Annotated in this window: 11 protein-coding genes; 4 read left to right on the top strand and 7 right to left on the bottom strand. The window is 61.5% G+C overall.

Going from position 1 to position 11594, the window contains the following annotated elements:
* The 7 genes from FHT84_RS29355 to FHT84_RS29325 all read right to left on the bottom strand — a co-directional run.
* Positions 1-122 (bottom strand): ACT domain-containing protein (locus tag FHT84_RS29355; RefSeq protein WP_281023929.1); only part of this gene is annotated, 122 nt, incomplete at its 3' end.
* A 99-nt stretch (positions 123-221) separates the two neighbouring features.
* The gene (gene glnT, locus FHT84_RS29350; protein ID WP_112340195.1) at positions 222-1529 is read right to left on the bottom strand and encodes a type III glutamate--ammonia ligase; all 1308 of its coding nucleotides are present in this window, start codon (positions 1527-1529) and stop codon (positions 222-224) included.
* A 78-nt stretch (positions 1530-1607) separates the two neighbouring features.
* Positions 1608-2936, bottom strand: a complete 1329-nt coding sequence (locus tag FHT84_RS29345) for an FMN-binding glutamate synthase family protein (RefSeq protein ID WP_095438571.1) — start codon at positions 2934-2936, stop codon at positions 1608-1610.
* A 15-nt stretch (positions 2937-2951) separates the two neighbouring features.
* Entirely contained in the window at positions 2952-3638 is a 687-nt protein-coding gene (locus tag FHT84_RS29340) for a GXGXG domain-containing protein (protein ID WP_112340196.1), read from the bottom strand.
* A gap of 31 nt (positions 3639-3669) precedes the next feature.
* On the bottom strand, positions 3670-4578 hold the full coding sequence (locus FHT84_RS29335; RefSeq protein WP_112340246.1) for a glutamine amidotransferase family protein: 909 nt from the start codon (positions 4576-4578) through the stop codon (positions 3670-3672).
* Positions 4579-4671: 93 nt separating this feature from the next.
* Positions 4672-5355, bottom strand: a complete 684-nt coding sequence (locus FHT84_RS29330) for a helix-turn-helix domain-containing protein (protein ID WP_112340197.1) — start codon at positions 5353-5355, stop codon at positions 4672-4674.
* Between the two features lie 78 nt (positions 5356-5433).
* Positions 5434-6393 carry a GlxA family transcriptional regulator gene (locus tag FHT84_RS29325; protein ID WP_183765554.1) on the bottom strand — a complete coding sequence of 320 codons (960 nt, stop codon included), beginning with the start codon at positions 6391-6393 and terminating at the stop codon, positions 5434-5436.
* A gap of 88 nt (positions 6394-6481) precedes the next feature.
* On the opposite strand from FHT84_RS29325, the gene FHT84_RS29320 reads away from it, so the two are divergent.
* The 4 genes from FHT84_RS29320 to FHT84_RS29305 are packed head-to-tail and all read left to right on the top strand — an operon-like array spanning position 6482 to position 11488.
* Positions 6482-7732, top strand: a complete 1251-nt coding sequence (locus FHT84_RS29320; RefSeq protein WP_112340199.1) for a sarcosine oxidase subunit beta family protein — start codon at positions 6482-6484, stop codon at positions 7730-7732.
* 12 nt (positions 7733-7744) lie between these two features.
* Positions 7745-8023, top strand: coding sequence for a sarcosine oxidase subunit delta (locus FHT84_RS29315; protein WP_112340200.1), 279 nt, complete (start codon positions 7745-7747; stop codon positions 8021-8023).
* Positions 8020-10950, top strand: a complete 2931-nt coding sequence (locus FHT84_RS29310; protein ID WP_112340201.1) for a sarcosine oxidase subunit alpha family protein — start codon at positions 8020-8022, stop codon at positions 10948-10950. Before FHT84_RS29315 ends, FHT84_RS29310 begins: the two co-directional genes overlap by 4 nt.
* Positions 10943-11488, top strand: a complete 546-nt coding sequence (locus tag FHT84_RS29305; protein ID WP_112340202.1) for a sarcosine oxidase subunit gamma family protein — start codon at positions 10943-10945, stop codon at positions 11486-11488. The genes FHT84_RS29310 and FHT84_RS29305 overlap by 8 nt, the downstream gene beginning before the upstream one ends.
* Positions 11489-11594: the final 106 nt, after the last annotated feature.

The raw sequence follows: 11594 nt of genomic DNA, 5'->3' as shown, positions 1-11594 counted from the left end.
TCGAGATCGTCGAACTGGCTGGAATCGACGATGTTGCAGCCCTGCTCGGCCAGATAGTTCGAGATCGCCGCAACGATCCCACGCGTCGATTGGCACGTCACTGTCAATACATAGCTCGTCATGCTGATCTTCCTCCGCCGTCTGCGGCCAAAATTCCGCCGTCGTGCCGGGGGATCGTACCCCGGCACCTGATCCCTTAAGGGCATCTTTTCACTCTGCACTCAGATATCGAGCGTGCTGTCGCGTTCCCACTGCGTGAAATGCGAGCAGTAGGCGTTCCATTCCTGATGCTTGAGTTTCAGATAGGCGTCGGAGAATTCCGAACCGATCGCCTGCTTCAGCCCCTCATCCTCGTCATAGGCACGCAGCGCATCGAGCAGATTGAGCGGCAGGCGCGGCGCATCCTTCACGAGATGACCCTCCGCATACATGTCGATATCGTGATGCGGCCCGGGATCGGCCTTGCTGCGCAGGCCGTCGAGGCCGGCGGCGATGATGACCGCCTGCAGCAGGTAGGGATTGACGGCACCATCGGGCAGGCGCAACTCGAAGCGGCCGGGACCGGGCACGCGCACCATATGGGTGCGGTTGTTGCCGGTCCATGTCACGGTATTGGGAGACCAGGTGGCACCCGATGTCGTGCGCGGCGCATTGATGCGCTTGTAGGAATTGACCGTCGGATTGGTGATCGCCGCCAGCGACGAGGCATGTTTCATGATGCCGCCAAGGAAATGCTTGCCCTCGGCCGACAGGCCAAATTCGGCTTCCCTGTCGGCAAAGACATTGGTCCTGCCATCATTGCTCCATACGGAAATATGGCAATGGCAACCATTGCCCGTGAGCCCCTTGAAAGGCTTCGGCATGAATGTCGCCCTGAGGCCATGCTTTTCGGCAATCGACTTGACCATGAACTTGAAGAAGGAGTGCTTGTCCGCCGTCTTCAGGGCATCGTCGAATTCCCAGTTCATCTCGAACTGGCCGTTGGCATCCTCGTGGTCGTTCTGATAGGCGCCCCAGCCGAGCTCCAGCATATAGTCGCAGATCTCGGAGATGACGTCATAGCGGCGCATGACGGCCTGCTGGTCATAGCAGGGCTTTTCCGCCGTGTCGTATTCGTCGGAAATCTTGGAGCCATCGGCCGTGATCAGGAAGAATTCGGCCTCGACGCCGGTCTTGACGCGCTTGCCCGCGGCTTCCGCTTCTTTCACGAGCTTCTTCAAGACGTTGCGTGGCGCCTGGGCGACCAGTTCGCCCTCCATCATGCAATCGGCCGCGACCCAGGCAACATCCTTCTTCCATGGGAGTTGGATGACGGAGGAGGCATCGGGTACGGCAAAAAGATCAGGATGGGCGGGCGTCATGTCGAGCCAGGTGGCAAAACCGGCAAAGCCGGCGCCCTCCTCCTGCATACCGGCGATCGCCTGCGCCGGCACCAGCTTGGCGCGCTGGCCGGAAAAAAGATCCGTATAACTGATCATGAAATATTTGATGCCTTTGTCCTTTGCAAAGGCAGCAAGATCCAGTGTCATTCTCGTTCCCCTTTGGATTTCTTCGAGACACTTCGATGATGCATGCGGCGGCCGGACCTCTCAGGCCCGGCCGGTATCTTAAAAGCCTCCCTTGCCCGGGTACCAGTTGGTGCCGGCGAGCGGAATCTGCGCCATGGCGGCGGCTTCCATCGTCAGCGCACAGAGATCCTCCGGCTCCAGATTGTGCAGGTGATTTTTGCCGCAGGCGCGCGCGATCGTCTGCGCTTCCAGCGTCATCACCTTGAGATAGTTGGCAAGGCGCCGGCCCGCAGCAATCGGATCGAGCCGGCTTGCGAGCTCCGGGTCCTGCGTCGTGATACCAGCCGGGTCCTTGCCCTCGTGCCAGTCGTCATAGGCGCCGGCCGTCGTACCGAGCTTCTGATATTCTTCTTCCCATTTGGGATCGTTGTCGCCGATCGCGACCAACGCCGCCGTACCGATGGCAACTGCATCCGCACCCAGCGCCAAGGCCTTGGCCACATCGGCTCCGGAGCGAATGCCGCCGGAGATGATCAGCTGCACCTTGCGATGCATGCCGAGATCCTGCAACGCCTGCACGGCGGGGCGAATACAGGCGAGCGTCGGCATGCCGACATTCTCGATGAAGACGTCCTGGGTCGCGGCCGTGCCGCCCTGCATGCCGTCAAGCACCACGACATCGGCACCGGCCTTCACGGCAAGAGCGGTATCGTAATAAGGGCGTGCGCCGCCGACCTTCACATAGATCGGCTTTTCCCAATCGGTAATCTCGCGCAATTCCATGATCTTGATTTCGAGATCGTCCGGACCGGTCCAATCCGGATGGCGGCAGGCCGAACGCTGATCGATGCCCTTCGGCAGATTGCGCATGTTGGCGACACGATCGGAGATCTTCTGGCCGAGCAGCATGCCGCCGCCGCCGGGCTTGGCGCCTTGGCCCACAACGACTTCGATTGCGTCGGCGCGGCGAAGATCCCTAGGGTTCATGCCGTAGCGCGAGGGGAGATACTGATAGACCAGCGTCTGCGAATGGCCGCGCTCCTCGTCCGTCATGCCGCCGTCGCCGGTCGTCGTCGACGTACCGGCAAGTGTGGCACCGCGGCCAAGGGCTTCCTTGGCGTTGCCGGAAAGCGCGCCGAAGCTCATGCCGGCAATGGTAATGGGGGTCTTCAGCGTGATCGGCTTTTTGGCGAAACGACTGCCGAGGACGACGGTCGTATCGCACTTCTCGCGATAACCTTCGAGCGGATAGCGCGATATCGACGCGCCGAGAAACAATAGGTCGTCGAAATGCGGCACCTTGCGCTTCGTGCCGGCGCCGCGAATGTCGTAAATGCCCGTCGCCGCCGCACGGCGGATTTCCGCCAGCGTATGATCGTCGAAAGTCGCGGACTTGCGCGGCGGCGTGTGCGGATTGTGGTAGCTCATGAGGTCCCCTTCGCCTTAGTACGCGTCGGCATTGTCGATATTGAAATTATAGAGCTTGCGCGCCGATCCATAGCGCTTGAATTCCTCCGGCCTGACGCCGCGCACGCCGGCCTTTTCCAGAAGCTCGGAGAGCTTTTGCAGGTGTTCCGGGCGCATCTCCTTTTCGATGCAATCGGAGCCGAGGCTTTTCACCGAACCACGGACGAAGAGCTTGGCCTCATAGAGGCTGTCGCCCAGCGCATCGCCGGCGTCACCGAGCACGACGAGATGGCCGGACTGCCCCATGAAGGCGGACATATGGCCGATATTGCCGTAGACGACGATGTCGATGCCCTTCATCGATATGCCGCAACGCGAGGCGGCATTGCCCTTGATGACAAGCAGGCCACCCTGCCCGGTCGCCCCGGCATACTGGCTGGCATCGCCTTCGATGACAACGGTGCCGGACATCATGTTTTCCGCAACGCCCGGACCAGCCGAACCGTGGATGGTGACATTGCCGCCATCGTTCATGCCGGCGCAGTAATAGCCGACGGAGCCCTTGATATCGACGGTGACGGGCGCGTCTATGCCGGCGGCCACTGCATGATGGCCGCGCGGGTTGACGACTTCAAAGGCTAGATCGTTGGCGCCCGGGGCAAGGCCATGAAGGGCACTGTTGAGTTCGCGCAGCGGCGTGACGGACAGGTCGAAAACTGGCATGTAAGATCTCTCTCGATTGCGGCGCTTCTGATCAGGCAGCCTTTTCGTGATCCCAGAAATAAACGGTCGCCGGCTCCGGCTCCCAGATCCGGGCATCCTCGATGCCCGGGAGATTGACGAGCGCGCGATATTCTGAGCCGAAGGCGACATACTGGTCAGTCTCGGCCATGACGGCCGGCTTACAGGCGATGGGATCGCGAACGACGCCGAAACCCGACTTGGTGCCGACGACGAAGGTGAAGAAGCCGTCAAGATCGTCGACAGCGCTTTCGAGCGCCGCCCCGAGATCCTTGCCTTTCGCCATCTCGGCCGTCAGATAGGCAGCGGCCACCTCTGTATCGTTTTCCGTTTCGAAGACCATGCCCTCGCGCTTCAGCTCGCGGCGCAGGTTGTTGTGGTTCGAGAGCGAACCGTTGTGAACCAGGCATTGGTCCGAGCCGGTGGAGAAGGGATGGGCGCCGAGCGTGGTCACGGCCGATTCCGTCGCCATGCGCGTATGGCCGATGCCGTGCGTGCCGGACATGGCGGTGACGCCAAAGCGGGAGACCACGTCCTTCGGCAGGCCGACCTCCTTATAGATCTCGACGGTATCGCCGCTGCTCATGACGCGGATATTCGGACGTGATGCCGCTAGGGCCGCCCTCCCCTCGTCAAGCTTGTCCTTGGCAAGGGTGATGACCGCATGCGTGCTCTTGACCACGACGGATACCGGGACGTCGAGCGCGCGCCGGAGTTCATATTCCAGCCCGTCGAAATCCTTTTCCGGATCGGCCGACTGAACGGTTATCTTCGCAGTGTTGCCATTATCGTTGCCGTAGATCGCGATGCCCGCGCTATCGGGTCCGCGATCGGTCATCGTGATCAGCATGGAAGACAAAAGCGCGCCGAGTTTCGGCTCCAGCGCCTTATCCTTCAAGAAAAGACCGACAATTCCGCACATGCCCAAACCCTCCGTTTTCGCATCTGCAAAAATGGCTATCAGGTCCAATGCGGTTTTTCAACTCAAAAGAATAAATTTTTCTTTTAAGGCAAGTCAGTCGGTCTTGCCTCTTTGTGGATAGCTGATGATCGACAGGTATTTGGCCGGCAGTTTCACCAGCACCTCCGGGCCATGCGGCGCATCCGCATCGAAGAAGAGGCTGTCGCCCGGCTGCATGGGGTAGAGCTGATCGCCGTGGCGGTACATGACCTCACCCTCGAGCATATAAAGGAACTCCATGCCCTCGTGCTGGAACGTCGGGAAGACGTCCGAATCCGCCGTCAGGGTGATGAGATAAGGCTCGACGATAACGCCGCTCGAATTGTTGTCGATATGGCCGAGGAGATTATACTGATGGCCTGCGCGCGTGCCACGGCGCTCCAGCTCGACGCCCTGGCCGGCCTTGACGAAAACGGCATTGCGCGGCTCTTCATAGCGACGGAAGAATGCGGTCAAGGGTACGCCGAGCGCGCGCGACAGCGATTGCAGCGTCGTCAGCGACGGCGAGATATTGCCGTTCTCGATCTTCGACAGCATGCCGAGCGAGATCCCCGTCGCGGCGGCGAGATCCGTCACCGTGATGCCGAGCTTCTTGCGATAGGCGCGAACCTCGTGGCCGATCGCCATTTCGAGATTGTTTTCCTTCGGCTCGCGCACCGCATGCGGATTTTGGGAGAAGGCCGACCGTCCAGCATGGGATTGGTCGTCGGCCGATACACTGTCTGCCTTGGTTTTCATTCCGTATCCTTTTTGCCGGCAGGGCTTGCTGGGAAGAACTCTATCCTCCCAGTGAAATTTTCTCAACTACGACGAAAATCAGCCGTGGCGGGTTTCGCCGGGAGCCATGCCATAAAGCGAGCGATAGGCTCTGGAGAAATGTGCGCCGCTGGAAAAGCCGGTGGCGATGGCGATTTCGGAAATCGAAAGCGGACTTTGCTCCAGAAGCCGCCGGGCATGCTGCAGGCGTATCCGCCGATATTGATCGAGGAATGTCGAGCCGAGATGAGCGGCAAACAGCCGGTCGAGATGACGCGGCGTGACACCGGCAATCCGCGCCATGGCCTTGCGGTCGAGCGGCATCTCGATCGTCTCTTCCATTTTTTCGAGCACGCTCAGCAAACCTGGATGGTGAACGTCATAGCGTTCGGCGAGCGACCCGCGCTGCGGCGCCGCAGGCTCGCCGACTTCGGTGTGCAGATACCAGTCGCTGACACGCCGGGCGAAATCGGCCCCCATGCGCTCTGATATCAAAACATGCATCATGTCGAGCGGCGCGATGCCGCCGCCGCAGGTGATGCGATTGCCGTCGATCACGAAGCGCGCCTGGCGCGGCGACAGTGTTGGAAAGGCTTCGAGCAAGGCGGGCGCATGCTCCCAATGAATGGTGAAATCGCGCTCGGCCAGAAGCCCGGCGGCGGCAAGCAGATAGGGACCGCCGGAGATGCCACCGATGCGCACGCCCTCGCGTGCGAGCTGGCGAAGGCAGGCGAAAACCGTGGGATAGTGCCAATCGCGCGGCGATCCGCCGGCGCAGACGAAGACCGTGCCGAGGCCGGATCCGCGACCCGGGAGAGGCTCGGCCGGCACCGGTACACCGCCAGAGGATACCGCCGGGGTGCCGTCCGGCGAAAAGATCGACAGTCGATAGATTTCGCGCCCGGCCAGAAGATTGGCCGCCCGCAGCGGCTCGCTCGCCGAAGCATAGGACATCAGTGCGAATCCCGGAATCAGGATGAAGCCGATGGATTGGCTATTTCGTGCATCGATTGGAGCCATGTCCCTTTTCTACTGAAAAAGGTCCCAATCAGGCAAGTCTGCATTTTTCACTCTGTCATCATGGATGCAATTTAAAGCGGATCGAACTATGCGCTATTCGGCTTTCTCTGTTTTCCTCAACGGTCTTCGCGGCAACACAGGCTGGGCGCCCGCCTGGCGCGAGCCGCAACCGAAACCGCATTATGACGTCATCATCGTCGGTGGCGGCGGTCATGGGCTGGCAACCGCCTATTATCTCGCCAAGACCTTCGGCATCACCAACGTCGCGGTGCTGGAAAAGGGCTATCTCGGCTCGGGCAATATCGGCCGCAACACCACGATCATCCGCTCGAACTACCTGTTGCCCGGCAACAATCCCTTTTACGAGCTCTCGATGAAGCTCTGGGAGGGGCTTGAGCAGGATTTCAATTTCAACGCCATGGTCTCGCAGCGTGGCGTGCTCAATCTCTTTCATTCGGATGCACAGCGCGACGCCTATACCCGGCGCGGCAATGCCATGCGCCTGCACGGCGTCGATGCCGAGCTGCTCGATCGCGAAGCCGTTCGCAAAAAGCTGCCCTTCCTGGATTTCGAAAACGCGCGCTTCCCGATCATGGGCGGCCTATTGCAGCAGCGCGGCGGCACCGTGCGCCATGACGCAGTCGCCTGGGGCTATGCCCGCGGCGCCGACAGCCGTGGCGTCGACATCATCACCGGCTGCGAAGTGACCGGTATTCGTTCCGACAGTGGCCGGGTCCTTGGCGTCGAGACCACGAAGGGCTTCATCGGCTGCGGCAAGCTGGCGCTGGCGGCCGCCGGCAATTCTACCGTCGTCGCCGACATGGCGGGGCTGCGCCTGCCGATCGAAAGCCATGTGCTGCAGGCTTTCGTCTCCGAAGGCCTGAAGCCGTTCATCGATTGCGTCGTCACCTTCGGCGCCGGACATTTCTATGTCTCGCAATCCGACAAAGGCGGTCTCGTCTTCGGCGGCGATATCGACGGCTACAATTCCTACGCCCAGCGTGGCAACCTCGCGACTGTCGAACATGTCGCTGAAGCCGGCGTTGCGATGATCCCGGCACTGACGCGCGTGCGCTATCTGCGCACATGGGGTGGCGTCATGGACATGAGCATGGACGGCTCCCCGATCATCGACCGGACCCATATCGACAATCTCTATCTGAACGCCGGCTGGTGTTACGGCGGCTTCAAGGCCACGCCGGCGTCGGGCTACTGCTACGCCCATCTGATCGCCCGCAACGAGCCGCATGAGACGGCGACGCAGCTGCGCCTCGATCGCTTTCGGCGCGGCTATCAGATCGATGAGAAGGGCGTCGGCGCCCAACCGAACCTGCATTGAGGACATGACACGATGGCAAGCCTGATTTCCTGCCCTCACTGCGGCACACGTCCCAAGGAAGAATTCACCATCAAGGGCGATGCAAGCCTCCGCCGCCCTGCTCCAGATGCCGGTGCGGAAGACTGGTACGACTACGTCTATCTGCGCGACAACCCCAAGGGGCGGCACAATGAATATTGGCACCATTCCTCCGGCTGCCGCCGCTGGCTGATCGTCGAACGTGACACAGTTACCCACAAGGTTCATGGCGTCAGCGACGCGGCGCTTGCCAAGCTTGGAGGCGGCGCATGAGCAGCTATCGCCTCTCCTCCGGCGGCTTGATAGACCGCTCCAAAACCGTTGCCTTCCGTTTCGACGGCCGGAATTTGACGGGTCATCCCGGCGACACGCTCGCCTCCGCCCTGCTCGCCAACGGCATCCAGCTCGTTGGCCGCAGCTTCAAATATCACCGACCGCGTGGCATTCTGACGGCGGGTACCGCCGAACCCAATGCACTTGTCACGACCGGTATCGGCGGTCGCACGGAAGCCAACACCCGTGCCACGATGATCGAGCTTCATGACGGGCTGATCGCGCGCAGCCAGAACCGCTGGCCCTCGCTCGCCTTCGATGTCGGCGCTGTCAACCGCCTGCTGTCACCTTTCCTCAGCGCCGGCTTCTACTACAAGACCTTCATGTGGCCGGCCGCCTTCTGGGAGAAGGTCTATGAACCGCTGATCCGCAAGGCCGCCGGTCTCGGCAAGGCCTCTTATGAGGTCGATCCCGATTCCTATGAGAAAAGCTGGGCACATTGCGATCTGCTCGTGATCGGCGCCGGGCCTGCGGGCCTTGCTGCGGCGCTGACGGCGGGGCGCGCCGGCGCGCGCGTCATTCTCGCTGACGAAGGCTTTGCTCTCGGCGGCAGTTTGCTCTCAGAACGCAGCTCGTCCCTCAAGGATATGTTGGACGAACTCGACGGCCTGCCGAATGTGCAATGCCTGCCGCGCACGACGGTTATCGGCTGGTATGACGACAATGTCTTCGGCGCGGTCGAACGCGTGCAGAAGCATGTGGCGGCACCCGATCCACACCAGCCGGTCGAACGCCTTTGGCGTATCATCGCCAAGCAGGCGATCCTTGCGACCGGTGCCGAGGAGCGGCCGCTTGTCTTCGGCGGCAATGACATTCCAGGCGTGATGATATCAGGCGCCATGCGCAGCTATCTGAACCGGCAGGCCATCGCTCCCGGCAAAAGCACCGTGGTCTTCACGACAAACAGTTCCGGCTACCGCACCGCCGCCGACCTCGAGGCCGCAGGCGTCGGCGTGGCCGCCATCGTCGATACGCGCGCCGATGGCGAACATTGGAACGGCAGGGCGCGGGTGCTGACCGGCGCTTGCATCATCGATGCGGTGGGCACCAAGCGCGTCCGCCGGGTCAAGATTGCGAGCGGCTCGGGCATACAGGAGATCGATGCCGATGCCCTCGCCATGTCCGGCGGCTGGAGCCCGATCATCCATCTCGCCTGCCATCGCGGTGCCAAGCCGGTCTGGTCGGAAAAGCATGCGGCCTTCCTCGCGCCGGAAAGACAGGATGGCCTGCTGATTGCCGGCTCCGCGGCTGGCCTTGCCTCCACCGATAGCTGCCTTGGCGACGGAGCAATCAAAGCTGCCGAGGCACTGGAGGCAATCGGCTTCGGAGAGATCGCCCCCGCCTTTGCGTCAACGGAGGAGACATTGCCGGCTGCCAAGCCACTCTGGTTCGTCAACGGCGGCAAGGGCAAGGCTTTCGTCGACTATCAGAACGACGTGCACCTCAAGGATCTCGGCCTTGCCGTTCGCGAAGGCTATGGCGATGTCGAGCTTGCCAAGCGCTATACGACCAATGGCATGGCGACCGATCAGGGCAAGCTCTCCAATATCAATGCCATTGGCATCCTCGCCGAGGCCCGCGGTGTCTCCCCGGCCGAAGTCAGCACCACGACGTTTCGTCCCTTCTATACGCCGGTCTCTTTCGGGGCGCTGACGGGCGCCTCGCGCGGCAAGCACTTCCAACCCGCGCGCAAATCCCCTTTACACCAGTGGGCAAAGAAGAATGGCGCGATCTTCGTGGAGACCGGCCTTTGGTATCGCTCCTCCTGGTTTCCGCGCGAGGGTGAAAAAACCTGGCGCGAAAGTGTGGATCGCGAAGTGCTGAACATCCGCAGGAATGCCGGCATCTGCGATGTGTCGACGCTCGGCAAGATCGAGATCTTCGGCAGGGACGCGGCGACCTTCCTCGACCGCATCTACTGCAACGGCTTTGCCAAGCTGCCCGTCGGCAAGGCACGCTACGGCATCATGCTGCGCGAAGACGGCATGATCTATGACGACGGCACCACCAGCCGATTGAGCGACGATCATTTCTTCATGACTACGACGACGGCGCTTGCCGCTGGCGTGCTGACGCATCTGGAATTCTGCGCCCAGACGCTCTGGCCCGAGCTCGAGGTCTATTTTGCCTCCTCGACCGACCAATGGGCGCAGATGGCGGTAGCAGGCCCGAAATCGCGGGCGATCCTTTCCGAGATCGTCGACGAGGACATCTCCGATGCCGCCTTCCCCTTCATGAGCGCACGCACGGTTTCGCTATTCGGGGGCAAGCTCGAGGGCCGGCTTTTCCGCATATCCTTTTCCGGCGAGCTTGCCTACGAACTTGGGGTGCCGGCGGCCTTTGGCGAGTCCGTCGCCGATGCCATCATGCAGGCGGGCCAGAAACATGAGATCTGCCCCTATGGCGCCGAAGCACTCGGCGTCCTGCGCATCGAGAAAGGCCATGTCACCCATGCCGAGATCAACGGCACGGTGACGCCAGGCGATCTCGGCTTTGCCCGAATGGTCTCGACGACGAAGCCCGATTTCATCGGCAAGGCGATGCTTGCCCGCGAGGGGCTTCAGGCCGCCGATCGTCCGCGCCTCGTCGGCATCAAGCCGCTGGATGCGGCCACGAGTTTCCGCACCGGCGCTCATATCCTTGCGGATGGCGCGGCGGCGGCGCTCGAAAACGACCAGGGCTATGTCACGTCAAGCGCCTTTTCACCGACCCTCGGTCATACGATCGGGTTGGCCCTGGTCAAGAACGGACCGGAGCGCATCGGCGAGAAGATCACCGTCTGGAACGGCCTTAGAGATGAATACACGAACGCGGTGATCTGCAGCCCCGTCTTCGTCGACCCTCAGAACGAGAAGCTCCATGCCTGATTTGCCCATATATAGACCGGTTCTGGCCGGCAAGGCCACTGTGGGTGGCGACACCATCCGGCTGGAAGCCCTGCCCGAGAGGCACCTCCTGCATGTGATGGGCACGACGACGAGAGAGGAGATCGAGGCGCATCTTCTGGCGGCCGGCCTCAAGGAAAGCTCCGTGCGCCCGGCCGGGTACCGGCAATGGTTCATCACCGGCAATGATCGGCTTTCCGATATTCACCTGCGGGCATTGACCGGAGCGCTTGCGGGCCGCGCCTTCATCTGCGACCAGAGCCATGGCCGTATCCGTATCCGCGTCTCGGGCCTCAATGCCACTCGAGTGCTCAACAAAGGCACGGCGGTCGATCTGCATCCATCAGCCTTTCCTGTGGGAAGCACGGCGATGACGCTCTTTGGTCACATCTCCATCCAGCTCACGCGCACCGGTGCGGATGATTTCGAGCTGACGGTGCTGCGCAGTTTTGCGGAATCACTTCATGAAGAGCTCGAGGCACTGGCTCTTGCCCATGGCGCCAAGCGCCTTACAGCCTGAACGACATTGCCCGCCGAGGGCAGTGATTCGCTCCAGCCGTGCCGTCCGCACCGATATCGAGAGCGTTGCCAATTCAGTTATATCTCGCGTTTTGCTACCAAAAGTG

Source organism: Rhizobium sp. BK289, from assembly GCF_014193575.1.
GTDB lineage: Bacteria > Pseudomonadota > Alphaproteobacteria > Rhizobiales > Rhizobiaceae > Rhizobium > Rhizobium tropici_C.
The sequence above is the reverse complement of the archived record's forward strand: the minus strand, read 5'-3'. Positions and strand labels throughout refer to the sequence as shown.

Coding starts and splice junctions, on each gene's coding strand:
- glnT (WP_112340195.1), bottom strand. CDS start 1,529: ATGACACTGGATCTTGCTGCCTTTGCAAAGGACAAAGGCATCAAATAT.
- FHT84_RS29345 (WP_095438571.1), bottom strand. CDS start 2,936: ATGAGCTACCACAATCCGCACACGCCGCCGCGCAAGTCCGCGACTTTC.
- FHT84_RS29340 (WP_112340196.1), bottom strand. CDS start 3,638: ATGCCAGTTTTCGACCTGTCCGTCACGCCGCTGCGCGAACTCAACAGT.
- FHT84_RS29335 (WP_112340246.1), bottom strand. CDS start 4,578: ATGTGCGGAATTGTCGGTCTTTTCTTGAAGGATAAGGCGCTGGAGCCG.
- FHT84_RS29330 (WP_112340197.1), bottom strand. CDS start 5,355: ATGAAAACCAAGGCAGACAGTGTATCGGCCGACGACCAATCCCATGCT.
- FHT84_RS29325 (WP_183765554.1), bottom strand. CDS start 6,393: ATGGCTCCAATCGATGCACGAAATAGCCAATCCATCGGCTTCATCCTG.
- FHT84_RS29320 (WP_112340199.1), top strand. CDS start 6,482: ATGCGCTATTCGGCTTTCTCTGTTTTCCTCAACGGTCTTCGCGGCAAC.
- FHT84_RS29315 (WP_112340200.1), top strand. CDS start 7,745: ATGGCAAGCCTGATTTCCTGCCCTCACTGCGGCACACGTCCCAAGGAA.
- FHT84_RS29310 (WP_112340201.1), top strand. CDS start 8,020: ATGAGCAGCTATCGCCTCTCCTCCGGCGGCTTGATAGACCGCTCCAAA.
- FHT84_RS29305 (WP_112340202.1), top strand. CDS start 10,943: ATGCCTGATTTGCCCATATATAGACCGGTTCTGGCCGGCAAGGCCACT.